The sequence below is a fragment of the Methanolobus sp. ZRKC4 genome (assembly GCF_045291305.1).
In the GTDB taxonomy this organism is placed as follows: domain Archaea; phylum Halobacteriota; class Methanosarcinia; order Methanosarcinales; family Methanosarcinaceae; genus Methanolobus.
The window spans coordinates 1,502,574-1,525,868 of record NZ_CP146983.1 but is presented as its reverse complement, the minus strand read 5'-3'; the positions used below and the strand labels follow the sequence as shown (position 1 = coordinate 1,525,868).

Annotated in this window: 25 protein-coding genes; 9 read left to right on the top strand and 16 right to left on the bottom strand. The window is 42.0% G+C overall.

Translation table 11 applies throughout. The features are described 5' to 3' along the window. Positions 1-28: 28 nt before the first annotated feature. Positions 29-436, top strand: coding sequence for a hypothetical protein (locus V7O67_RS08000; RefSeq protein ID WP_406671391.1), 408 nt, complete (start codon positions 29-31; stop codon positions 434-436). Positions 437-489: 53 nt separating this feature from the next. Continuing rightward, positions 490-1,488, top strand: coding sequence for a hypothetical protein (locus V7O67_RS07995; protein ID WP_342305374.1), 999 nt, complete (start codon positions 490-492; stop codon positions 1,486-1,488). Between the two features lie 81 nt (positions 1,489-1,569). Here the strand turns inward: V7O67_RS07995 and tnpC are convergent, their stop codons facing one another. Beyond that, positions 1,570-3,018, bottom strand: coding sequence for an IS66 family transposase (gene tnpC, locus V7O67_RS07990; RefSeq protein ID WP_406671409.1), 1,449 nt, complete (start codon positions 3,016-3,018; stop codon positions 1,570-1,572). Positions 3,019-3,123: 105 nt separating this feature from the next. Then, complete coding sequence (locus tag V7O67_RS07985; RefSeq protein ID WP_342305375.1) at positions 3,124-3,333, bottom strand: hypothetical protein; 210 nt, start codon at positions 3,331-3,333, stop codon at positions 3,124-3,126. Between the two features lie 100 nt (positions 3,334-3,433). On the opposite strand from V7O67_RS07985, the gene V7O67_RS07980 reads away from it, so the two are divergent. Both V7O67_RS07980 and V7O67_RS07975 read left to right on the top strand, forming a co-directional pair. Next, positions 3,434-4,093, top strand: a complete 660-nt coding sequence (locus tag V7O67_RS07980; RefSeq protein ID WP_342305376.1) for an HAD family phosphatase — start codon at positions 3,434-3,436, stop codon at positions 4,091-4,093. Positions 4,094-4,222: 129 nt separating this feature from the next. Then, positions 4,223-5,011, top strand: a complete 789-nt coding sequence (locus tag V7O67_RS07975; protein ID WP_406671389.1) for a HEAT repeat domain-containing protein — start codon at positions 4,223-4,225, stop codon at positions 5,009-5,011. Positions 5,012-5,097: 86 nt separating this feature from the next. Here the strand turns inward: V7O67_RS07975 and V7O67_RS07970 are convergent, their stop codons facing one another. The 7 genes from V7O67_RS07970 to V7O67_RS07940 form a co-directional block, all read right to left on the bottom strand. Continuing rightward, entirely contained in the window at positions 5,098-7,008 is a 1,911-nt protein-coding gene (locus tag V7O67_RS07970; RefSeq protein WP_406657049.1) for a beta-CASP ribonuclease aCPSF1, read from the bottom strand. Positions 7,009-7,118: 110 nt separating this feature from the next. Continuing rightward, the gene (gene psmB, locus V7O67_RS07965; RefSeq protein WP_406671388.1) at positions 7,119-7,748 is read right to left on the bottom strand and encodes an archaeal proteasome endopeptidase complex subunit beta; all 630 of its coding nucleotides are present in this window, start codon (positions 7,746-7,748) and stop codon (positions 7,119-7,121) included. Between the two features lie 109 nt (positions 7,749-7,857). Then, positions 7,858-8,364, bottom strand: coding sequence for a TIGR00295 family protein (locus V7O67_RS07960; RefSeq protein ID WP_406671387.1), 507 nt, complete (start codon positions 8,362-8,364; stop codon positions 7,858-7,860). Position 8,365: 1 nt separating this feature from the next. Next, a complete protein-coding gene (locus tag V7O67_RS07955; RefSeq protein WP_342305381.1) occupies positions 8,366-8,863 on the bottom strand; it encodes a transcription factor in 498 nt (165 codons plus the stop codon). A gap of 110 nt (positions 8,864-8,973) precedes the next feature. Then, positions 8,974-10,146: an ATP-grasp domain-containing protein gene (locus V7O67_RS07950; RefSeq protein WP_342305382.1), complete on the bottom strand. Its 1,173-nt coding sequence runs from the start codon at positions 10,144-10,146 to the stop codon at positions 8,974-8,976. A 9-nt stretch (positions 10,147-10,155) separates the two neighbouring features. After that, positions 10,156-11,208, bottom strand: coding sequence for a 60S ribosomal export protein NMD3 (locus V7O67_RS07945; RefSeq protein WP_342305383.1), 1,053 nt, complete (start codon positions 11,206-11,208; stop codon positions 10,156-10,158). 59 nt (positions 11,209-11,267) lie between these two features. Further along, positions 11,268-12,329, bottom strand: a complete 1,062-nt coding sequence (locus V7O67_RS07940; RefSeq protein ID WP_342305384.1) for a DUF362 domain-containing protein — start codon at positions 12,327-12,329, stop codon at positions 11,268-11,270. A gap of 313 nt (positions 12,330-12,642) precedes the next feature. Between V7O67_RS07940 and V7O67_RS07935 the strand changes: the two genes are divergently transcribed. From V7O67_RS07935 to V7O67_RS07925, 3 genes are read left to right on the top strand one after another with little or no spacing between them, the layout of a single operon-like run. Beyond that, the gene (locus V7O67_RS07935) at positions 12,643-12,795 is read left to right on the top strand and encodes a hypothetical protein (protein WP_342305385.1); all 153 of its coding nucleotides are present in this window, start codon (positions 12,643-12,645) and stop codon (positions 12,793-12,795) included. A gap of 36 nt (positions 12,796-12,831) precedes the next feature. Next, positions 12,832-12,999, top strand: coding sequence for a hypothetical protein (locus V7O67_RS07930; RefSeq protein WP_342305386.1), 168 nt, complete (start codon positions 12,832-12,834; stop codon positions 12,997-12,999). Continuing rightward, complete coding sequence (locus tag V7O67_RS07925) at positions 12,990-13,169, top strand: hypothetical protein (protein WP_342305387.1); 180 nt, start codon at positions 12,990-12,992, stop codon at positions 13,167-13,169. The genes V7O67_RS07930 and V7O67_RS07925 overlap by 10 nt, the downstream gene beginning before the upstream one ends. 49 nt (positions 13,170-13,218) lie before the next feature. Here V7O67_RS07925 and V7O67_RS07920 read toward each other — a convergent pair whose 3' ends face one another. The 7 genes from V7O67_RS07920 to cdhA all read right to left on the bottom strand — a co-directional run bounded on the left by V7O67_RS07920 (position 13,219) and on the right by cdhA (position 21,622). Beyond that, complete coding sequence (locus V7O67_RS07920) at positions 13,219-13,566, bottom strand: hypothetical protein (RefSeq protein WP_342305388.1); 348 nt, start codon at positions 13,564-13,566, stop codon at positions 13,219-13,221. Between the two features lie 146 nt (positions 13,567-13,712). Further along, on the bottom strand, positions 13,713-15,122 hold the full coding sequence (acsC, locus tag V7O67_RS07915; RefSeq protein ID WP_406657061.1) for an acetyl-CoA decarbonylase/synthase complex subunit gamma: 1,410 nt from the start codon (positions 15,120-15,122) through the stop codon (positions 13,713-13,715). A gap of 3 nt (positions 15,123-15,125) precedes the next feature. Beyond that, the gene (gene cdhD, locus V7O67_RS07910; RefSeq protein WP_406657062.1) at positions 15,126-16,451 is read right to left on the bottom strand and encodes a CO dehydrogenase/acetyl-CoA synthase subunit delta; all 1,326 of its coding nucleotides are present in this window, start codon (positions 16,449-16,451) and stop codon (positions 15,126-15,128) included. Between the two features lie 26 nt (positions 16,452-16,477). Continuing rightward, complete coding sequence (locus tag V7O67_RS07905; RefSeq protein WP_406657063.1) at positions 16,478-17,230, bottom strand: AAA family ATPase; 753 nt, start codon at positions 17,228-17,230, stop codon at positions 16,478-16,480. A 12-nt stretch (positions 17,231-17,242) separates the two neighbouring features. Continuing rightward, positions 17,243-18,658, bottom strand: coding sequence for a CO dehydrogenase/CO-methylating acetyl-CoA synthase complex subunit beta (gene cdhC / locus V7O67_RS07900; protein ID WP_406657064.1), 1,416 nt, complete (start codon positions 18,656-18,658; stop codon positions 17,243-17,245). 33 nt (positions 18,659-18,691) lie between these two features. Further along, positions 18,692-19,210: a CO dehydrogenase/acetyl-CoA synthase complex subunit epsilon gene (gene cdhB, locus V7O67_RS07895; RefSeq protein ID WP_406671386.1), complete on the bottom strand. Its 519-nt coding sequence runs from the start codon at positions 19,208-19,210 to the stop codon at positions 18,692-18,694. After that, a complete protein-coding gene (gene cdhA, locus V7O67_RS07890; protein ID WP_406657066.1) occupies positions 19,211-21,622 on the bottom strand; it encodes a CO dehydrogenase/acetyl-CoA synthase complex subunit alpha in 2,412 nt (803 codons plus the stop codon). Positions 21,623-21,998: 376 nt separating this feature from the next. On the opposite strand from cdhA, the gene V7O67_RS07885 reads away from it, so the two are divergent. Further along, positions 21,999-22,865 carry a rhomboid family intramembrane serine protease gene (locus V7O67_RS07885; protein ID WP_342306520.1) on the top strand — a complete coding sequence of 289 codons (867 nt, stop codon included), beginning with the start codon at positions 21,999-22,001 and terminating at the stop codon, positions 22,863-22,865. A 2-nt stretch (positions 22,866-22,867) separates the two neighbouring features. Next, complete coding sequence (locus V7O67_RS07880) at positions 22,868-23,287, top strand: hypothetical protein (RefSeq protein WP_342305396.1); 420 nt, start codon at positions 22,868-22,870, stop codon at positions 23,285-23,287. Positions 23,288-23,295 lie beyond the last annotated feature (8 nt).

The following is a 23,295-nucleotide window of genomic DNA, read 5'->3' as shown; positions in this document are numbered from 1 at the left end:
AAGCTGCCTGATACAGAAAGGGTATAGAATGCTTGAGCGGTATGAAGGGAAACTTTCACGTACCGTTCTTAGAAGAGGGAGAGCGAGTAATCGCTCTTTCTTATTCGACTACGATGCAGAAGAAATACATTCCATAGCAAGAGAACAACTTCTATCGATAGCTATGATTCCTTTACGACAAAGGAAAAGAAAGAGGATTAAAGGAAAATTCCGTGGGAAAATGGTACAAGAGTTTGATGAAAAAATCTACCATTACAGAAATCTGGTGGAAACTATGTTCTCAGTCCTCAAAAGAAAGTATGAGGAAGAAATCAAGGCAAGGAAATACTGGAATCAGGTAAAAGAGATGAAAATAAAGTTATTAGTACACAAACTTGTCATGTATGCCAAGTTTGTCTATGCAATTCAAATGAGGATTTCTACAGAGCCAGGATAATAGACATATATATTGTACATTATTAGTTCCTATCCATTTATTTTGGTGATATAATGAAAGAACAATCATCTACTCATGCCATACAATCAAGGAAATACATAACACGATACGCGCCAGTGTTCCTGATGCTATGCGTTTGCTGCGTTTTTTTACAGGCTCCTGTTCTGGCACATGCAGATATATTAGAAAATGCCAGCAATCATTCTGCAGTTTCAGGTATTTACGAACAGGCAGGAATCTCAGAATACAATCATCTTATTGAGTTATATTTTGAGGAGAATGACTATGTGCTTGCAACTGAATCCATTGTCTATTCCACAGATTCAGCAAATGGTAGTGAAGAATTTGTACTGTGGATAGCGGAAAATGCAGAAGTCATGCAATTTCAGGTAAGTGATATGGCAAGCGGTAGCACTGCAGCCTCTGTTAATTATTCAAAGGAAGGTGATTTCCTATATTTCCCATCATATTATGGAACTACAGAGTCCAGTGGAATGCCACTTCTTTACAGTATCAGATATGCCACGCATAGCCATGAAGAAGTCCCAACCTTCAGAAAAGTCATCCGTGAAGACGGGGTTTTTGATTATCCCATATCCAGACTCATAATCGTTGTCAACCATGAAGAAAGTGAGATTCCCGCAATCATTTCAGCAGACGGGCTTACAATTGTAGCTGATGAAACCATCAATGATAAGAGCTACACATCATACATCTGGTCATCCCCACAATTCAATGAATTCAGCATAAGCCTTGAAAAAAACAATGATGAACGTGCAACAATACCATACAATTCGATCATCATGTTGGGAATGCTGGGCATCATAATCGTAATCATAGCCGCTGCAATACTATATTACAGGAAAGGAAGTTCAGGAAATCTGAGCGAGTTTGAAGACCGTTACGAAGCGGAGCTTGCTGTACTTGCACAATTAAAGGAAGACAAAGAAAAGAAGAAATTAAGCAATGAAGAGTTTGGAAAACTTCACAAAAAGCACAGTGAGAATGCATTAAAGATCAAAAGAAAAATGGAGAAATTGAAAAAGACCTAATGCTTTGATTCCCCATATACTTCTTCTTTTGTAACTATTCAGCCTAGCTCACTTCCACCAAGCTGATTTCTTCATCCACGATCAATTCTGCAACTTTGGAACAAATGAATTGCCATAAAATATTGCACTAATTGCATCGATAACAGATTCAGAATTCTTATTAACAGTAGACACGTATCCTCTTATACGGCAGAAATTTTTTGCACCCTGTTTACTGCGGAAAGTACCTGATATCTTCTGCTGTACTTTCGTCATTCTGATATCTCTTTCAGCCTGATTGTTATCAAACGGAACGTTTTGGTCGTACATAAATCGCAAGATATCCTCTTTATGGCCAATAAACCTATCCAGCAAATTCTTTACCGTGGTCTGCTTCTTACGTCCTCGTTTTTTAGACCGCACATTTGATTCCGGATCAGGAGGATTTTCATTCACTCCTAAACAAGTTATGTGATCATAATCCTCACTGAACCTTTGAATTAGCTCAGTATCTAAAAGATCATTATCAACATGATGTTTAATGCATATCAAGAGATCACTCATTATCTTTGGCCACTGTTGATCCCTGTTTTCGGAAGCTCCAGTTAACTCTCGTAATAAATGTGCATTACATAATGAATGTTGACATTCATATTTGTTGTACGGTTTCCAAAAATCATGTGTTGCAACACCAGTGTAACCTGGTAATATGCCCATAGCATCCATTGCTTCTGAGCCCCTTTTACGATGTGCAAAATAATAGGTCAGTTTGTCTGTACCTGCCACATGAAGCCAATTACGAACTGCATTTATTCTCATTCCTGTTTCATCCAGATTGATGACAGGAGATTCTTTCAGGAGATGTTTCACTGTATTTTCAAAAGCTCCAAGCTTCTCAAAACAACTACGTTCCGTGTTCACCAAAGTAGCAGGACTTATCTTGCATCCCAAAATATCAGAGAACAACTTGGTAACACGCTGATAAGGAAGTAATTGGTAAGTGTGCAAATAAACTGCAAATGACTTAACTCGATGACCGTATTGAGTCGGCTGAGTTACACCATCTGGAAAAAGAGCTTTGTTTACATGAGAACATTTGGGACATGTTTTAATCTCGCAACGATGTTCAATGCAATTGATAGTTATAGGAGGAATGTCAAAGACCTGTCTTCTTTCATAGTCAGAGGGAACAGAAGCTAACGATCTCCCACAATTGACGCATTGATTAACAGGATGAACAATAACTTCATCCGGATCATCATTTATTCTTAATGTAGTACCAGGATGACCGTTTTGACCACCTACATGCTTATTGGTCTTTTTTCTTTGACTTTTAACGGTTGGTTTATTCCGTGCATAAGAATCAGTAGAAGGTGGTTTGCTACTGTTGCGACTATTCTTTTCAAGCATTTCTTCCAAATGCCTGACACGCTCTTCAAGTTGTGCAATTTGGAGAGATTGATGTTCAATTATCCCAAGTAATCGAGTTACAAGTTCTACTACTGCTTCTGGACCAGCTTCATAAACTGCAAGTATTTCTTCGCGGTCTATACAAATCCCCTCAGATTGATAGACGTTTTTTATGATATTTTACTGAATATTTTTTAACACATAGAATGAAGCCATAGTATATTGTTTTTTGCATCATTAAAACAGTTAGGCTGAATAGTTACCTTCTTTTTTTGGCTCCATCTCTGTGATATCTGATGTGATCCAGCCAATATCGTAACTCTGTCCACAACCTGGGCATATAAGCCCCAATCTTGCTTTCCCGTTGGATATCTCCTTAAAGTAAACATGGAAACCAAGCTGATATCCACAACTAAGACAGACCCTAAACGAATTATCATTATCTTTTGAATCCATAGTTAAACTGTAGTATGATGGAATAAATCATTGTCGACATCAGTTAATACTGATCTAATCATCCACAACGTTTATTAGAAAATACCCGCAAGGAACCCATATGTTCAAAGGAATTATTTTTGACTCTGATGGAGTTCTTGTCAACTCAATGCCATATCATGCAAAAGCATGGGTCGATGTCTTTGCAGAATTGGACATCAATGTCATGGAAGAAGATATCTATGAGATAGAGGGTTCTAATCATGTTGGTGTGATAAATCTTATTTTTAAAAAAGCAGGCAAGATTCCAGAACTAGATATTTACGATACGATCCTCCAAAAAAAGCGAGCACACTTTCTTGAGAATAACCGTGCAGAGACATTTGAAGGCATGTACGAATGCCTGAGTTCAATGAAACCGAGATTCAAACTTGCTGTTGCATCCGGTGCTGACAGGACAATTGTAACATCACTTATGGAAAAGTTCTACCCAGGAATATTCGATGCTATAATTTCCGGTGAGGATGTCAAAAAAGGAAAACCCGACCCTGAGCCATATAACAGGGCAGTCGAGCTGTTGGAACTGGACAAAAACGAATGTTTTGTTGTCGAGAATGCGCCTCTTGGAGTAGAATCTGCCAAAAACGCAGGTATGTTCTGCGTAGGAATCCCGACATATATTGATGCGATAAAGCTTCAGGAAGCTGACCTGATAGTTAAAGATCACTCTGCCCTTATCAGATACCTGACCAATCTGCCAGATGTTGAACAATCAGACTAAACTTGTGAATAACTGACAAGTATTATAATAAAATCTATTTTTATTTTGAATTCCGAAGTTAGCCAGTTGATAAAAAATATAGAACTTTTCACAAAAAAGATAATACAGATTGTGTCTTTTCTGCTTTACATGAAAACAATTCTCTTCCTGTTAATTTTAAGTATCACATTAATACTTTCATCGGGTTGCGTTGAAGACACTTCTGTAGATTCCCTTATAAGTTATCTGGACAACGAAAATGAAAGTATCAGAACCGCTTCAATAGACAAGCTTGCGGAAATCGGAGATGAAAAAACAGTTGCATCATTGAACCAGATGGTCAAAGATGACAACAGGACAATTGGAAAACGAGAGAATGCAATTGTTGTTCTTGGCAGAATAGGTGACAATAAGACGGCAGATTTGCTGCTTAATATTTCCATGAATGAAGAGGAAGAAAAAACTCTCAGAAGGGCTTCGATACTGGCTCTTGGAGATATTGGTAATAAGACTGCAATTGAATCTCTCAGGAAACTGGGTTATGGTGATGACGGACTTATTCTATATCATGCTGCGTATGTTCTCGATAAGTTGGAAGAAAATCCTGAAGTGTTCGGAACTTATGGAGAACTCCCATATCCTTTGAGTGAGGAACATAGGCTTTACAGGAACAATGTCCGTGAGATCAGTATAGCACACAGAAGTGAGAAAGATAATTACTCTTTTCCGAATATAGAAAATGCAACCAGTATTTTAGTTGGTTACAGTACCAAAAGTGGTTATATAGAGATCTCAAGCAATGTCAAGCCTGAGGCTTCAGCAATGGATGAGATTTACCAGGTATATGACAGTGAAGCAAAGAAAAAGAGCCATCTATCAGGTTCCAGTAAGATTTGTTCGTTGTGGATCTGCAGCCCCATTGGAAGGTTACTGGTATAATATCTCAGATATTGCTGAATTCAATATCACAAATATATCTTTTTAGATCAGATATACCAAGTTACTACAAAAAAAGAGATGTACGGTTATACTAACCGTACTGTTTCAAGGTTTGTCAGTGCTCTTGTTTCAAGCTTGTTCTTCTTGTGTATAGAGCTTGCAAGATCAAGGCACGAACGCTCGTCGCCATGCTCGGTATAAACTCTCTCCGGGCGTGGCTTCATTTTCTTGATATAATCCATCAGTTGTCTTCTGTCGGAGTGTCCTGAGAAACCGTCAACAACCTCAACTCTCATATTCATAGAAACAACAAAGGTTCCGTTATTGGTGGACAATGGGATTTCTTTCCATCCTTTCTGTATCCTTCTTCCAAGAGTTCCATCTGCCTGATATCCTACAAAGACAAGTGTGTTGTTCTCATTCTCTGCGAATGCCTTGAAGTATTCGATTACAGGGCCTGCATTCATCATTCCCGATGTGGACAGGATCACACAGGGTTCAGGTTCATCAATGATCTTCTGACGCAGTTCATTGGAATCAACGGGCCTGAAGCATTCAGCAAGGAAGGGGTTCTCTCCTTTCTGGAAGATAAGCTTACGCAGATCATTGTTAAGGTATTCCGGATACGTGGCATGAATGGCTGTTGCTTCCCAGATCATACCGTCAAGATATACAGGGACGTTCGGGATCTCTCCTCTGCGAATAGCATCCTCAAGAACGATCATGACTTCCTGGCTTCTACCCACTGCAAACGCGGGGATGAGTACTACTCCGTCCTTTTTCAGTGTTTCATTAATCACAGTCTTGAGATTGTTTTCGGCATCCTGTAGGGATGGCTGCATGGCATTTGAGCTTCCGTAGGTGGATTCCATAACTACACTTTCCACACGTGGGAACCTGTTTACAGCAGGATCGAATAACCTTGTCTTTTCGAACTTGAAGTCACCGGTGAATACTACATTGTGTAGCCCGTCACCAATGTGGAAATGAGAAACTGCTGAACCTATTATATGTCCTGCATTATGGAACGTCAATTTTATGTCGGGTGCAATGTCCGTAACTTCTTCATAATCAAGGACAATGGCATGCTTTAAGACTTCCCTTACATCTGCAGAGGCATAGGGTGGTCTTTTGCCTTCTTTAGAGGCTACATCGATATAATCCAGTTGCAGTAGTGCCATCAGGTCACGTGTGGGCGGGGTACAGTATACCGGTCCTTCGAAACCATACTTGTATAGCAGGGGGACAAGGCCCTGGTGGTCAAGATGAGCATGTGTTAGTACTACTGCGTCTATCTGGTTTATGGGGAAAGCTTCAGGTACATAGAGGTATGGTGTCATATCGTCTTCTGAAGCAACATTGACTCCACAGTCGATCATTATCCTGGACTCAGGAGTTGAAACTATGAAGCAGCTTCTTCCTACTTCTCTTGCTCCTCCGAGAGATGTTATTCTTACCCACTGATCCTTGGAAGTACATCCTCTGTGTATTTTTCTTCCCACGGCTTTCAGGATGTCTTTTCTTTCCTTATGATTGGTACGCATGAATTCACGGATGTTCTTTACAGTCCGTGATTTTATAGGCGGCGTCCTTACGACTTTGGGTGTCCACCCAATCTTTTTTGTGATCTCTCTAAGCGTCTCCCCATGTTTACCTATTACAAGCCCCGGTTTTTCAGCTTCGATGATTACCTCACCTACATCCAGGTCGAAGTGGTAGTTTGATACAATAGATTCTGACGGAACCGTCTCTTCGATCTTCTTGATCGATTCCTCAGGGGGTATCAGTACTTTTGGGTCTGGACGTACGACTATGCGTGTCCTCAAGATCTTTGCAAGGTTCCTGACTATGTTGCCGTTATCAGCAAACTTCTTCGGTTCTTCGGTGTAAACTACGAGTTGAGGGCCTTCAAATTCAACACTAGAAATAGTTGTGCCGCTTGGCAACTTTTCTTCAATTTTTTTCTTAAGATCGGATAATACTTCTTCTACCGCCATTAAAACAGCCTTCCTGTAAAAAATGAAAAGTATAATATAGTTAAAAACTATATTCAAAACATTATTTATAATAGTTCAAATGAAAGAAATGAAAGAATTATTATATTGAATTAAAATTCTTCCCTCATTTTTTTGACGTCTTCCATGTCAAGTCTGGTATATTTGTCCTTATTGATAACCACAACATCTATGTTCTCACCGGATGCAGAGTCCCTTTTCATGGCGTTGTGCAATGCCCTGACAGCTAGCTCGGCACCTTCTTCGGTAGTCATGTTCTCTTTGAACCTGTCTTCAAGCACACCATATGCTATGGGTGAGCCTGAACCAGTTGATACTGCATCTTTTTCTTCTATGTTTCCACCAAGTGCATCAAGAGAGTACAATGCCGGGCCATTTTTGTCATAGCCTCCTATCAGGAGCTGTACCATTAACGGATAATATCTCTGGCCGGCCAGAAGATTGGATAAAAGGGTGGTGAGGCCTTTAATGGTCATTGGCTCTTTGCGCCTCATCTTGTAAAGTTTTGACTCAACACTGATTACGCGAACGATCTGTTGTGCGTCCCCCACGGAACCAGCTGTTGTCATAGCTGCAAAATCGTCAACCTGATAGATCTTCTTTGCAGTCTTACTTGCAATAAAATGTCCCATTGTTGCACGCTGTTCGGTTGCGAGAACAACACCATCGTTGCAAACTATCCCAACTGTGGTTGTACCTTTCAAATACTTATCATCGGTCATCAGTTATACCTCTAACTAAAAATGAGAAAATTAACATGATAAAAACGTGTTATGCATTCCTATGCACAGTTACCCATTAGTGATTTCTATATAAATAATTATCCCTTGTTCAGCAAATACCTATTTCTTCAGCAAGTGCTTTTACCCGTTCAATACTACCCTCATCGATATTTTTCTCCTGCATCTTCCGGATACGCCGGTCAAGAGATATCCTTTCTGTACCTATCAAAAGGTTATCTGCATGGGCGACAATTTTTTCTTCCATTGTACATGGTATATAGTCGTCTTCCGGAAGTCCGAATTTTATTGCCTCTTCCGGTGTTATACCAGCTCCGATATGACGCTTGATTATCTCCTGAACCATTGGTTCAATGTGATTTTCCTTTGCGATATCAACACCGACTATGGCATGATCGATTCCATGACTTTTTGCCCTTCCAAGATCATGCAGGAGTCCGCCAATCTCGACAAGCTCCAAATCAACATCTAATCCATCATTTTCCAGCTTCAAACCCATTGAAAGAGCCAGGTCAGCAACAGCTACGCAATGAGCTATAACCTTTTTACTGCAACCCGAAATCTTTAGGATATCAAGAGCATCTTCACGCAAAAGCATTCTACTGATCTTTGCCCAGGAAAGCCAGACGCTTATCTATCTTATGAATGAATTCGGAATTATCCTCATACATCATGTCCTCGCCGCAGTCCGGACAAAGAAACTCGCATTCTGTAGCCTCATTAAAATTCATGCGTACGCAGCCTTCCGGACACTTGTAGAACACATTTTCTTCCTCAAACTTAACTCTGGTTCTGAGGTGTTTTACAAGTCTTTTCTTTTCCTTTGCTAACTGCGGGCCAATATCAGTCATATCAAGGGTCCACAGGTATGTAAGCCAACCACTACTGGAATCACGTTCACGCCTGCATACAGCGAGTTTATTCTCATTAAGGATAAAAAGAGTTCTTCGGACTATGTTTAATAGAATACCCGTGGCTTCTGCTATTTGTTCGTCAGTTACCTCTCCATCGGGCATCTTCTCTATCATCATCAGTCCATCTTCACCCACCAACCTAACGAGATAGCCCCTGACAACCGGATCATTCAAATCTATCAAAAAATTTCACCTCATAATGTGCTTGTTAATGCAATGTATTCAAATATTAATCTTTGCTTGCAAATCCCGCCTGATTTGAAACATTATCAACCAATTTACAGGTCTTTTGTTCAGGAATCAAGTAGATTCAATGATTCACGTATAAACATAACGCTTTCCTTAATTTCAGATAAAACTTCCTCACGACCATTTTCAAAGCATAAGATCGATATAACAGGTTCTTCTGGATTTATTACTTGTCCAACACTTGGAACATCAAATACATTCATTTCAAGTAATTTCTTTTGAGTGGCTTCAGTTACCACTGTTTTCTGTCCGGCATAAAGAATCGCCCTACATGCATGCTGTGTTTTGTTCTTTGTCAGGGGATCGATAATCCCCTCAAAGGCTTTTATATGGGCATCTACTAAATTGATACCTGTTGCCATCTCAACAGTATCCAGACTACCCTGAAAACGTGCATTGACCTCAATTACCACCGGACCATCTTCACTTATTATGAAATCCACACCATTTGAACCTATAAGTCCAAGCTCGAGAATCAATTCTTCAGATATTCTTTTCATCTCTGAGCCATAAGGAGTTTCATAAGGAGTTATATTCCCACAATACGCAAATGGAATTTCTGTTAGCCATGGCACTCCGATAAGCTGCTCATTTACAGCTACTGCAACGGCTCTGTCCTTTGTAGATATTACCGAAACACTAGCGGGTGTACCATCGACATATTCCTGGGCAATCATACTGCTTTTACCTGCCGGAAGATTGATATTTTTCAATTTTTCATAAATACCTTCGATATCACCCTCATGCTCAACCTTTGTGTTGAATATACCACCACCTGAACATGAGGGCTTGACAATAGCAGGTAACTGTAATTTGCCGATCTCAGAAAGAAGTGCTGTTTTTGGGTGAGCTATGTTTAATTTATTCAGTAATATAGAAAAACGATGTTTGTTTGACACTTCCATCGTAACCCCAGGTTCATTACCAATTATCCTGTAATGCAACTTTTCCAAGCCTATAGTCTCAAACCCTGAACCTGGTATTATACCATCAAAGACAACATTAAAGCTTTCAATGAGCTCTGCCAACTCAGCAAGGCTAATCTTACTGGCATCAAATGTTTCCCCTATATCCAGCTTCTTCGAAGCTGCAGAACACTGTAAAAGGTCATGGTCACAGAAAGCATCTATGGAATACATATTGTATCCGGCTCTAGTGCCGGAACAAACTATATTGCGAGTACTAAAACCTATAACCAGTATATTCTTCGTAGACATAAGGACCTTTTATCGGGATCCATCTACAACAGCAAGAAGTCCTTTCTCTGTTTTGACAACGGGAATTTCGGTCCCTGCTTCTGCACTGAACATGACTGGTTTTCTAATAGTGACGGTCTCATAGGTGTCAGGGTCAAGTACAAGAAGATCATTATTTTCAATTGCCACAAGCATTGTTTTTTGCAGGTCCTTTCTTTTTGCAATGAGTGTTACCCTTTTAAGAGAATCGGCTGTGGAAGTAAAACGCGCCCCAGTCTCAATATCAGTACCTATGACATTTTTCCCAAACTTCTTGATCTCTATAACCCTTCCCTTATGTTCAATAATATCATGAGGCATAAACTCAGGAAGCCTTAGTGAAAAAGTGATACGATAAACATCTTTACCCTCTTTCCTTCCCTGTAAAGATTCAGATTCATTAAAACTGCCGCCCAAGCGGGATACTATCTCTTTGCAAATGTGCCTGCCTGCGTTAGAAGAACCAACATAAAGATCAGCACCTTCCTTTATGTCCAGGGAATTGGATATAAAAGCAAGCCTGTCACCCTTGCTACGCATTCTTCCCAGTACATTGTTGGAAATGTTTATGCACTCATTCATCTCTTCTTCGGTAGGAATACGATTGGTGGCCCTTATCTGCAGAATCGCTTCAAAGTACCCACCGGATATGCGACTACACATGTCACATGACTCACGCAATACGCGAACCTCAGCCCCAAGTTCCTGATGGAAAATCTCACCAAGCAACGTTGCATCCACTTCAATATGCACCTTGTACATATGAGGAGTAAGTTCCCTGGGCACAATGGACACCTCAATATTCTCAGCCATTTCATGTACAAAGAGTGCATCTTCTGCTGTCTGGATCACTATATCCCCAAGGTTACCATAATTTACCCATTTGTTCTTTACATTACGTGCCCCGCAACTGGCACATATCCTTGAGTGTAACACAGGAGCTATTTCCGCAAGGGTGAAATTCTCGAGAAAACAGTCCTTGCAGCGCCCCTGAAATAACTTATACGTTTCATTTCCGCATTTTGGGCATATGGTACTATTCATTGGCTCTGATATCATAGTTTATTAGATATTGTTTTCGCTCAGCAATAAAACCGTCTGTTTTACCTGCGTATTATATCGTAGTCTGTACTTCCAGCACCGATCTTTTCGGCATACTCAAGATGGACCATAGGATCCACACCCCAGACATTAGTGATGCAGCCCCTGCCCTCATGTTTCATTTTCTCATTTATAAGATCAAGGCTTGCTTTGTCTATGGCAACAGGGTCTTTTGAAGCCGTAATTCCCACATCTCCTGCAAAAGTTGGTGCTGAGAAGTTAAAGCAGTCACATCCGGGAGTAAGGTCGAATATCCAGTTAATGTATCCGATCTTTTCAGGTAAAAGTTTTACTGGCCCCATGGCAGCTTCCCCAAGACGTTGTTGCATTTTCACCGGAGCATCTACAGGAGGCACGATAGCATGATAATTACAGCTTCCAAGGCATGATAGTTCGCCTCTGCAAAGATCCCTGTTCACAATGGCCTTCCCATTTTCAATAGTCAAGGCATCCCATGGACAAGCTTTGAGGCACTTCTTGCACCCCACACATTTGTCGTGGTCAATGTCAGGCTTTCCAACCTCATGAACAGTAGTCTTACCTCTCTTATCCAGACATCCCATTCCCAGGTTTTTTATTGCCCCACCAAATCCTGATGCAGGATGACCTTTACAATGTGATATCATTATCATAGAATCAGCTTTTGCAATAGCTGATGCCACAGTGATCTCGCTTATTGTTTCCCCCTCAATTCCCACGGATACAAAATCATCACCCCAAAGCCCGTCGGCACAAATGATAGGGGCACCCATACTCCCGTGCGTAAAACCATTAGTAGCTGCTGTACATAACAGATCGGCGCCATTGAAGCGCTTTCCACTGTAAAGCACAGTTGTATCCGTAACAAAAGGAATACCACCTGCTTCTTTCACAAGATCCACTACGGTCTTTACAATAACAGGACGTATGTACGTAGTGTTTCCCAGTTCACCAGGGTGTATTTTTATAGCAACGATATCCCCTTTGTTAACAGGCGATATTTTAGGGAAAATATCTACAATCTGGTCTATCTGGGTGTTCTCAGGCCCAATTTCTTCTGCTGATCTGAAAAAGACATCATTCATTCCAATACCTCTGTGTATACAATTCATTAAATCAGTATTTATAATGTTTCTGTCTGCTATTAGATCCAGATACAAATAACTTATTGAAAATAGCTGTGATATTCTTAATAAGAAGTATCACTTAAATATGTTAAGATATAAATTTAAATATAATAATGCAGTATTGTGTAATTGTGAAAATTAATTACCTCAGTTACTAAACATCTTAGCCCATAGCAACTATATAATAAACCGATATATATATAGATTATATGCATCTTGTATATATTTGTGCATTGTGTATTAGAGTTTGATGAAATGTGGAGGAAAATTTATGCCAAACATTCAGAATTACACGAAAAAATGTACAAATAATTCAACTGATAGCAATTTACAATTAATAGTCAACGGGCAATTCAAAGAAACAACGGATAAAGAAGATATGGAGTTTATGCGCTTCATGATAGGTGGAATAGGTTCCAAGTAAATATCTTTGCATTTAGATACATGGGGAGTAAATTTTATGAAAATGAAAGAAAATTTGTGCTGTGAGCATTGTCACATTGAACTTAAGCGACAGCTGATAGGATCTAATGTATTCTATTACTGTAGTGAATGCGGGAGAATAACTTCCGCAAAGGATATGGTAACCATCATAATCCATGATAATGGAGTAAAAGCATGTGTATGATAGAAGAACTGGGTTATTCTGAAGATAATAAAAAACTTTATTGCAGAAATTGCGTTATTTTTGTAAAAACCGGCAAATGCGAGTTTTTGAAGTACCTGGAATCAGAGGTATCAGTAGACCTCAACAGAGATTGTATTCAAGAAATATTGATCGATGAATGTGGATACTGATTTCCACCGATATGTATATATTTTACTTTATTGCCCTCACAAAGAACAATTATTCAATAAACCAGTCCACATAGACAAGCAACTCTTTTTTTTCCCAGTTATCCAGTTTCAACGGGCTGTCTTTGCGTGCACCTCCAAAAAGGTCTGCTTTTTGATCGGCATCAAGGACATGTACTTTGTATCTACCTTCCGGGCTGTCACGTAGAAAATAACCAGGACTCATGGAATCTGATTTTTTCCACATGCTTATCCTGTCATAGTCCCACAAACATGTTGCCCACTCGGCCATCTTTTTAATATGCTCATCCATTACACTTTTAACATCACCGATGATGACGCAATGTTTTCCGTTCTTTGTCAATTCTATGCTATTGTGGTGGCGTATGATCATATCCATTTAATCCCACATAAAACGACATACAGATAGTATAATAGTTTTGTGTTCAGAAACTATGTTCTTTTGAATAAAAATAAACTAACAAAACCAGAAATAAAATAGATAAAAAAAGATGCCATGTAAACCATAGCATCTTTTCAACAGAATTATTTTTTCTGTGGTGGCCAGTTCTTTTCCATCCATCCGGGGATTCTTCCTGAATCAGCAGGACCTATCATCACATTGGCACCTGTCTCATCTTCCACATCACCCTGCAGACGTGCTGCAAGTCCGGGAAGAATGATGGTGTTGTGTGTAGTTTCCTTCTTAAGGTCAAATCCGGAATCCTCTATTCCCTTCTTGATCTTGGCAGCAGTAAGCTGTCCGCCGGCCACTGCAGCCTCTACACCGATACCATCGGTATCAATTGCCCAGAGGAAGCAGTCGATCTTGTTGGATGAGATATCACTCTCTACTGTGTAATACGTGAGAGCGAAGTTGGTTGTGACCAGTACCGGTGAATCTGCAGTTGGCTCTCCTACCTTGTACATGCCCGGATCAACCGTTACAGGCTTTCTCGGATCAGTGTAGATAGTGTCACGGATATGCAGCTCAGGTAGCATTGCATAAGGCTCTGTACTGTGAAGAATCATTATGTCACCGTATTTGATGGTGAAAACTGATGCAACAACTGTTTCCCAGTATGAAGCACTTACAGGATCATCGTGAGCCATCCATGCCGTGAACGGAACTGCCATTATCGGATAGGCGATGTCACGGTCACCTTCGATTCCAGCTCTGCGTACCTTAATGAAGTTGGTAAAGGTCTGTTTGAGCTGCTTGCCAGTCGGGAATGTTCCCGGATCAAGTACAAGTTTCTCGGTTCCCATTTCTGTAAAGGTCTTTGCCAGCGTCTTGAGAAGATCAAGATCATTCGGTGCAAAGAGTGTTACAGGTACATCGTACTCCAGTGCAAGATCTGCGACTTCTTTCCAGTTATCTTCATTTGCTGCATAGAGTAATGGATTCCTGTCTTTTGAAACTTCAAGACCTGCTTTAAGAACTGCAGGGTCAAAGGAACAGAGAATGATGGGTAAGTCCGTTGTTTCAACAACCTTCTTGACTGCTGCAGCAAACTTTGCAGGATCATTGGATGTGCAACGCACTGCCACTATATCTACGGTGAGGAAATTACCGACGTAGAATTTCTTGAAGTCCTGGATGTATTTTACTCTCTCAACCAGGTCCTTTTCATCCATTGTGTCCCATACATCGTAAGCATACTGTGTCTGGTTGAAGAATGTAAGCTTGTGCCTGTAGAGTACATCGTCTCCGCCGATCTTAGCGATCTTGTCACCAACACCGATTTCGACTTCTCTTATTTCGGGAGCAAGGAGTGTGTCCAGCTCTTCGAATTTCTTCTTGAACTTGTCTTCAAGGATAGGTGTACAATCTGTGAGTTTCTTGGACCTGTCGATAAGGTGTGCTGCAAAAGCCATACATGTCTGCTCGCCACATAATCCACAGTTGGTGGCTGGCAGGAACTTGTAAGCTTCCAGTGGACTGTTAATTTTCATTTATCACACCTCCGCTCCGATCCAGTTAGTGATATCTATTTCTTCTGACTCAATGGAACCATAGAGTGTCTGTGTAATTTCCTTGAGCACTTGCACTGATGTCGGATGCATCATCATGAACATATCATTGCCTGCAAGTGAGAGTGCAAGACCTGTGACGATCTCCCAGATAGGTCCACGGTATTCTCGTGGTCCCCAGTCAGAATCCTGACTTAATGGGGATGAGACCATCCATGCTTCACGGGCACCCCATGCGTTGGTGGTACCTGATGACATCGGGAATGTCAGTTCGTCATCACCCATAAGACCAGCAAGCCTTATGCGTTCCATGTTGGTATAAGCATAATCAAGACCATAGCCCAGTGCTGCAGTTGTCGGATCCATCACAATGCTGTCCCTTGGAACATTGCACTGCTTCATAAGCTTCCTGTTAAGTTCCTTCTGGGCGTTTATCTCAAGCTGGGTCCAGGAAAGCACGGCATGGCCATGGTTGAGGGCTGCTTTTGCAATTCTCTCGTAGTCAAGGTTCAAACTTGCGGATGCGAGTAGTGCTCTCTCACCCTCTGCAACTTCGGCTGCCCTTTCAAGCACTTCAGGGTCCTTTTCCGGGTTGCCCGAACCACCGATAACTATAGGCACGTCAACTGCCTGGAGTACATCCTCAACAACCTTTGCTGCTTCCTTTGCAGGAGTGTCGTTGATGAGAGGGTCAGTTGAGATTAAGTGAATGGTTACCATGTCTGCGTTGAAATCACGCACGACCTTCTTTGCCCATTCGGCAGGGTCGTTGATAACGTCTTCATAGTTGCCTTTGACTGCCTTTGCCATGCCTATTGGCATGTCGAAAACGTCCATTGTGACATAGTTTCTGTGGGGCATTTCAGCATCGAAATAATATGGAAGTGCGTTTTCGCCACCAATGGTAACAGTGCTTTTCCTTGAGCCACCGTCACCTGACGTAGCACCAAGAGTTACTTCCTGTATTGGGTTCTTCCAATTATCTACTTTTGCAACCTCGAATTTGGAAGCAAGGAGTTCCTGTATTCTTGGAGATGTCGGAAGTGCTTCTGGCTGTGGCATCTCTCCCAATCCGAAAGCAGATGCTAGCAACTGTTCTGCAGGGAATCCGAGCATCCTTCCAATGTTAGCCATATGCAGGGATATCTGGGATATTTCATTTCCCAGTGCGTAGGCAAGTGCAGGATTGAGTCCTCCTCCGCCTGTAATGTTGAGCTCGACGTCGCCTTCAATGGTCACACCTTCCAGTGACTCTACATCGAGGTCCTGCAACATATCACTAAGCTGTGATAATTTCATTTTCTTTGTCATGTGCATTCCACCATATGATATATTTGTTACAAACCAAGTTTCTGAGCGATCTTCTCAATTTCCTTTACTGCAACGGAATCGTCAGGAAGATCAAATAAAGGTTCCCCGGCAAGATCTCTTTCCACTATCATCTCATCCACAGGGACCATTCCTATCAGTTCAAGACCGAGTTCCTCAGCAGTACTGGAGATCCTCTCGCGGTTTGCATCTGTGACCTTGTTAGCAATAACATAGATATTGGAAACATCTGTTTCCAGCTCATTCACAAGTTCCCGGATACGCTCAGCGGTTCTCAGACCTCTGCGCGAACCGTCCGTGACGACTATAAGATCATCAACATTCTTGAAGATCTTCCTGCTGAAATGTTCCAGACCGGCCTCAGCATCGATGATTAACACATCATAATTTGTCACAAGTTTGTTCATGATGCCTCGAAGCAGGTTGTTGACGTAACAGTAACAACCAGAACCTTCGGGTCTTCCCATTACAAGCAGGTCATATCCTGGCATCTCCTCAAGTATTTCGTAGAGTTTTGATTCCAGTATAGATTCCTTGTTAATGTCGGGAGGAAGATTATCACGTTCCTCGTGCATGTATTCTTTAATGTCGCCGATGGTCTTGTTGGTTTCACACCCAAGGGTTTCCGGGAGATTGGTGTCAGGGTCCGCATCAACTGCAAGGACTACCTTGTCACCTCTTGTAAGGTGGCGGATGAGAAGACTGGTCGTTGCCGTCTTCCCTGTCCCGCCTTTACCTGTCACTGCAATTATCTTAGCCACAGAAGACCTCTCTTAGTCCTGTTTCTTGATGATTACCTTGTCGATGCTGACCTTTGCATTCTTCAGAATGATCTTGACACCACCTGATCCGCCACCGCCTACCATTGGCATGGATGGCACGAAGTTTCCAGCCTGCATCATCTGTGGAGCAGCAAATCCACCCTGTGGGGCTGCTGCCTCGGAAGTTTCTTCCTCTTCAGGTGCTTCCTCTTCTTCCTCCGCCCATCTTTCAATTATTGGGTGGTTCTTTTCCTTGAGGAAAGCTCTGAGACTTTCAACATCTGATGCATCCTCTTCGGTTGCGATCTTGTCACGGATCTCTTCAGGAATGTCGTTTATTACCTTGTCCTTGAGCATCTTTGGCATCCATGTTACCCTGTCCCAGCCACCATCGGACTGGATAAACTTTGGTGAACGGAAGTAGTTGACACCTACACCAAGGAAACCTACAACCTGCTTACCTCCTCCGGTCTGTCCTGCCATGGTTGAGAACTGAAGTCCGTTTGGAGCTGTGCCTGCGAAGTCCCTGTCTACCCATCCGATACCGTCAACTTCAGGGATGTAGAATCCCACTACTTCGAAACATCCGCATGATGTGTGTGGGTATTCGAAGAATGAGTGCAACTTGATACGGTCATATTCACCGCTTGAAAGTCTCTTTGCAGCTTCATTGACACCGGTATATTCTCCGGATTCTGCGTCGATGACATCTCCTTTTGGAATAGCGAACTGAGGACCTTCGGGGTCTACCTTTGCGGCTGCCCTTCCGTCGAACCAGTTGATGGCACCACAGAGTGATATCCTGTCAGGTGTAACAACACAGACGTTGGTAGGAGCGAATGATGCACAAAGTGTACATCCGTAGAAAGTGTCGACATCTTCATCGTGAAGGTCACGTGTCCTGTCATCCCTTGCCTTGTAAACTGCCCTTGCATTTTCAACTTCCTTCTCGATCTCATCCATATCTGTAATATATATGGCTTCGACCTTCTCTATGAATGGAAGTTCGTTCTTGAAAAGCATCATAATGGCTTTTGCAACAGACTCGAAGGATGTCAGGCCCTTTGCAACTGCATCCTTGCTGACCCTCATCCAGACATCATCTCTCTGGTTCAGGTGCATGAATCCCTGTATGTAGTTCTGGAATTCGTGGTTCCTTCTTTCTACAATGGACTCAAGGTCAGTTTCTACAAGTTCACCGGCGATCTTGTAGATCATTGCAAGAGGGTATCGGGAACCTTCTTCCATATCTGCAATGTCGGGACCGACAAGTGTGAACTTACCATCTTCAACACTATCCATCTCTGCTGCCCTTACAAGTTCGAATCCTTTGGATTTCGGACCTGCAAGTTCTGCATACATACCATCTTTTCTAATCCTCTCTCCTTCAAACATAGGAGATATCTCAAAAGGAAATTCATCTGCCATGATTAGTTCTCCGTATTGTCACCAAAATTGTAATTATACTTGTATATTCTCAATTAATTCGTCAAGTGCTTCAAGGTGTACCTCTGGTTTGAGGTTACCAAAGGACAATGTAGCATTCTGCATGAAATGTCTCTCGATAGTTATAGTCTTCAGGTCTGTGAAGTTCTTCAGACCCGAAAGTACCTGATCAAGATAATACTTCTTGTGTCCGAGGAAGATTATGGTGTCATATGAACCCTGTCCGTCAAGGCCACTCCATTTCTTGTCAGCAAGGAAAGTACCAAGTGAATGGACATTGATGTATTTAGCACCAATATCCCTGTCCACAAGAGCAGTAATAGAATGTCCGGTAGCAGCTACCGGAACACCTGTCTTTGCGATGGCAATCGTCTTCTCTATAAGCAGTTCATCTTTTAAGATCTCAGACCCGACTACAAAAAGAGGTCTCTTTGCCTTTGAGATCATCTTAGCTGCCACAGAGGGGTTGACAGGTTTTGCCGTTTTCCTTCCCCATGTGGTGTAGACCTGTGTGTTCTTGGTTGTATCTACCATTTAGCATCCCTCCTTGCAGAGTCTCTTGACATTTGTGGGTTGGGCAGAAACATCTGATTTCATAGTCGGACCGGAGAGGATCTTCTTACGCTTCCAGTCGATCTCCCATCCGTGTTCAGCTTCAAGTATCTTCAGGAGCTCCTCACGCTTTGCAAGTGGAAGGTCTGTTTCTGTCCTTACGAATTTGTACCAGTCTTCGGGCATATGTCCGAGGTACTTCTGGCTGAGTTCCATGTAGTGGGTGAGCTTGATCATCCTTCCCATGTTGTTGTCGGATGGGCGGATACAGTTCTTTGCAAGCATTGGGAAAAGCTCTTCAACGGATTCCACAGTTGTGAGCAGGAATTCAGGTGATGCGGGAATCGGCATTTCTGAACCATCTCTTGCATCAAAGACCTTCCATGTTTCTTCATCATATGGCTTTCCAATAAGCGCCCTTCTGTACTTGGAACCGTGTGGTCCGACAACTACGGGAATTCCAAGCCTGTTACATCCGGAACCGATAGATATGGCCTTCTGGGAGTATGCTCCCCATGCGACACCAACAGCACCGATACGATTTGTGATGTAGTCGGCGATCTCTTCGTAGTTACCGGATACCTGCCTCTGGGCAAAGATAGCGGCAACCTTGATGGTTGTTCCTGTGATGTGTGAGTTGGAGACGCATGAACCTACATTGATCAGGTTACCTGCAAGGAACTTTGCCGGATACTTCTCATAAAGTGTTTCTCCATCTTCATTCTTGTACATTCCAAGGTCCATTGCAGAGCATCCGGACATTACGACTATGTAATTCCTCTTGAGCATTTCATCTGCAACTGTGTACAGGTCTTTTGTACCGTCAGGATAATTGGAACATCCTACCATTGCAATTATTCCTGGTGTTGTTCCAAGTACGAGGTTTACACCCTCTTCACGGATCTCTGGGTCACTGATCTGTCCTCTGCCTGCACGCATGAGTCCTTTTTCTTCGCTGATAAGCTTCCTGGATGCCCTTTCGATCATATTGAAGACTGGTATATCCTTTGGACATGCCTGGTCGCATCTGCCACAACCAATACACTTGTCATGCAGGTACTCGAATTCGCTGAAATCATTGTCAGCTCCTGCTCTCATGGCGGACATTATCGGGAGGTTTGCAGGGCAATCCATTTCACAGGCTGCACACTGAACACACTTTGCCGACAGTTCCTGGAGTTCCTCATCGCTTGGAAGTGCTTTGATGCCCATTTCATCGCGGATCTTTGACATCTTGATTGCAAGCTCAGGGGCTACCTCGCCAAGAGTATCGAAGTTAAGGATAAGTGCTCCTGGTTCCTTAAAGCTGGAAAGGTCCTCTATGATATCTGCTGCATTGTCATTTGACCTGTTTGGAAGACCGTACATGATCTTTTCATTTGTTGTGATAACAGGGATTGAGAGCTTCTTAGCCTCATCAAGAACATCTGCCCTGACACACTGTTCATCAACAACGATAACATCCGGTACTCCGGATCTGATCATCTTGAGTTCCTTTGCAAGGGTACCGATGACCTTTGCCTGCGGCTTGCCACCCTGATCAAGCTGATAGCGTGTCATATCAATAGCAGTACAACACAGGCCACCAAGTTCTATCTCATCTTCCAGACCGTGATCCTGTATGTAATCCATGATGTAAGTTACACCTGCAACATTGTGTCCGATGACAAGAAGTACGGGTTTGTTTGAATCAATACAGCCCATTCCGATCTCTACAAGAGGAGCTTCAGGATCTGATTTCGGCATTCCCAGACATGAGACCTGGGCAAGGTCTGACACTTCCATACCGACGTGGTCAAGCATACCGCCGTGAAGGACCTTTGATTCGAAATCTATAGCTGCACCTTCCTGACCTGCATGGACAGTAGCAAGTAGCTGGTTAATCTGTTCCTCAACGTAGTCCATGACTTCTTCAAGGTCGCCAAGTGTTTCCGGCTTGATACCTGTTACTGCCTGGGTGTTTGGAGCAACCAGATTGGAAGGCCCTACATCTATGGGTTTGTCGTGTCCGTAAAGGTCTATCAGGTGATGAAGGATGTGACGTCCGTGTGCAGAGTGCGCAGCAGCACCGGTGATTACCCTGAGGAGAGTTTCACGGGCCTGGTGAGCCTCCATGTTTATACCACATGCGCCTTCTTTGTTACCGGTAAGGTCACATTTACCAAAGGTACAGTAACAACACTGGTCACATACCGGAGTGTAAACCGGCTGGTAGCGGGAAAGAAGCTTATAGTCCCAATCCCTCAGGCCAGAGATTCCGGGTTTTGGAGTGGGACCGACTTCGACTCCCTCTTCTTCTGCTTTTTTCTCAATGGCACCTACGATCTTGCCGATTGTGATCTGGACGTTTTCCAGTTCATCAATGGAAAATTGTCCAGCTGATATATCGCTCATTTTGTATCTTATCCTCCTTTATGGGTGTAATAGTGCTACGAAAAAAAATATCGTATGACTAATTATTATGTGTACATTTTTTAGGAATATGTTTGAAACTATTGTTTTGGATATTCTAATAGCACCACCCTATATAAAAAAGTTTCCAGAATCTATCATGATTATTTGTGACCATTTTCCAATGTTTCACATAAAGAATAATCAGAAGATCATATTCGGGCATATGAGTAATAATTGACAGGAATATACAATTTTCACATATAAGTTTTCCGATATCTATCACGATTGTTCTTGACAATATATTGCTTCATATTTCATATTTATCAGAAATTGTTTTATTTAATGCCTGTTTACCATAGAGAATCATTGTATCATGGTGAATGATTTGGACAAAAAATGCTGGATATGCGGCAAAGAAGAAAATATACCTTTTAAGTGCCGTTTTTGTGGAAAAAACTTTTGTTCGAGGCACAGGCTCCCTGAACAGCATGCGTGCGTGGGGCTTGAACAGCTCAAGCAAGACAAGCAGTACAGCGGTAGTCCGGGATACGGGAGCAGTGGAACTGAGGATGTATTCAAAGATGCTTTGAAGAACACTGCGAAGTATGCAGCAAAAAGTGCGGCAAAGGGCGTAGGTCGAAATATCAGCCATTCCATAAAAAGCAGCCCCCCAATGGCAATCATTTACCTTTGTATATTTTCTTTTATTTTGCAGATAATCATACCAGGCTTTCAACAGGCTTTCCAGCTGGTTCCTGCTTTAATATTTGCGCGCCCATGGACATTAGTAACCCATATGTTCATCCACGCAGATTTCACACATATTTTATTCAATATGCTGGTACTCTTTTTCTTTGGTCCCGAACTGGAAAGAAGAGCCGGGAAAAAAGTATTCTTATATGTGTACTTCACAGCAGGCCTTGTTGCAGCCATAGCATATTCCATGACTAGCAAATCCCCATATATCCCCGTTGTAGGTGCCAGTGGTGCCATAATGGGCGTCTTTGCAGCTCTTGCAATAATAGCCCCCGAGATTAAGGTCTATGTCTACTTCATTCCAATGAAGATCACACAGGCTTTGATTCTTTTCGCATTGTTTGATTTTGTCCTGCTGGGTGCGAATGACATGATAGCCCACACTGCTCATCTGAGTGGAATTCTCGTAGGTGTGCTTATGGGCATGCGAATTAAACGTGCTCAAATAAAATATAACTCATATGATACTAATTATTACAGAAGGTGATCTTGCTGGTAAAAGCTCAGAATCACCTTGCAAGACTTTTTCCCAGACCTGAAGAAAATGAAATAATCCCAATCCAGTTCATTGATATGCAGGAGAAACTTGCTGGCTGGTCTCCGGAACTCAAACGCTCGGTTTACGTTGATGATTTTAAAGACACTGAGAAACTCAAAAGAGTACGGGAAATAACTCTTCTAAAAGTCTACAACTGGATACTTGATGGGGAGAGTCTGATAGAACTTACGGATATGGAAAAAGACCAGTTTGAAGAAGTAATGGATACGTTTATAAAACATGGCGGAGAAATTCTTTTTACAAGAAGAAAAATTCAGGGGAGGATTGTAAACTATTTCATGCTGGATACAAATTCAATATCAAAAACAATTATAACAAAGAAATCGCTAGCTGAAATACTGGGGCACTAAATAAATGG

Excerpts from the sequence above, each read along its gene's own strand:
- V7O67_RS08000 (WP_406671391.1), top strand. The coding sequence starts at position 29 with ATGCTTGAGCGGTATGAAGGGAAACTTTCACGTACCGTTCTTAGAAGA.
- V7O67_RS07995 (WP_342305374.1), top strand. The coding sequence starts at position 490 with ATGAAAGAACAATCATCTACTCATGCCATACAATCAAGGAAATACATA.
- V7O67_RS07985 (WP_342305375.1), bottom strand. The coding sequence starts at position 3,333 with ATGGATTCAAAAGATAATGATAATTCGTTTAGGGTCTGTCTTAGTTGT.
- V7O67_RS07980 (WP_342305376.1), top strand. The coding sequence starts at position 3,434 with ATGTTCAAAGGAATTATTTTTGACTCTGATGGAGTTCTTGTCAACTCA.
- V7O67_RS07975 (WP_406671389.1), top strand. The coding sequence starts at position 4,223 with ATGAAAACAATTCTCTTCCTGTTAATTTTAAGTATCACATTAATACTT.
- V7O67_RS07970 (WP_406657049.1), bottom strand. The coding sequence starts at position 7,008 with ATGGCGGTAGAAGAAGTATTATCCGATCTTAAGAAAAAAATTGAAGAA.
- psmB (WP_406671388.1), bottom strand. The coding sequence starts at position 7,748 with ATGACCGATGATAAGTATTTGAAAGGTACAACCACAGTTGGGATAGTT.
- V7O67_RS07960 (WP_406671387.1), bottom strand. The coding sequence starts at position 8,364 with ATGCTTTTGCGTGAAGATGCTCTTGATATCCTAAAGATTTCGGGTTGC.
- V7O67_RS07950 (WP_342305382.1), bottom strand. The coding sequence starts at position 10,146 with ATGTCTACGAAGAATATACTGGTTATAGGTTTTAGTACTCGCAATATA.
- V7O67_RS07945 (WP_342305383.1), bottom strand. The coding sequence starts at position 11,208 with ATGAATAGTACCATATGCCCAAAATGCGGAAATGAAACGTATAAGTTA.
- V7O67_RS07940 (WP_342305384.1), bottom strand. The coding sequence starts at position 12,329 with ATGAATGATGTCTTTTTCAGATCAGCAGAAGAAATTGGGCCTGAGAAC.
- V7O67_RS07935 (WP_342305385.1), top strand. The coding sequence starts at position 12,643 with ATGCCAAACATTCAGAATTACACGAAAAAATGTACAAATAATTCAACT.
- V7O67_RS07930 (WP_342305386.1), top strand. The coding sequence starts at position 12,832 with ATGAAAATGAAAGAAAATTTGTGCTGTGAGCATTGTCACATTGAACTT.
- V7O67_RS07925 (WP_342305387.1), top strand. The coding sequence starts at position 12,990 with ATGTGTATGATAGAAGAACTGGGTTATTCTGAAGATAATAAAAAACTT.
- V7O67_RS07920 (WP_342305388.1), bottom strand. The coding sequence starts at position 13,566 with ATGGATATGATCATACGCCACCACAATAGCATAGAATTGACAAAGAAC.
- acsC (WP_406657061.1), bottom strand. The coding sequence starts at position 15,122 with ATGAAAATTAACAGTCCACTGGAAGCTTACAAGTTCCTGCCAGCCACC.
- cdhD (WP_406657062.1), bottom strand. The coding sequence starts at position 16,451 with ATGACAAAGAAAATGAAATTATCACAGCTTAGTGATATGTTGCAGGAC.
- cdhC (WP_406657064.1), bottom strand. The coding sequence starts at position 18,658 with ATGGCAGATGAATTTCCTTTTGAGATATCTCCTATGTTTGAAGGAGAG.
- cdhB (WP_406671386.1), bottom strand. The coding sequence starts at position 19,210 with ATGGTAGATACAACCAAGAACACACAGGTCTACACCACATGGGGAAGG.
- cdhA (WP_406657066.1), bottom strand. The coding sequence starts at position 21,622 with ATGAGCGATATATCAGCTGGACAATTTTCCATTGATGAACTGGAAAAC.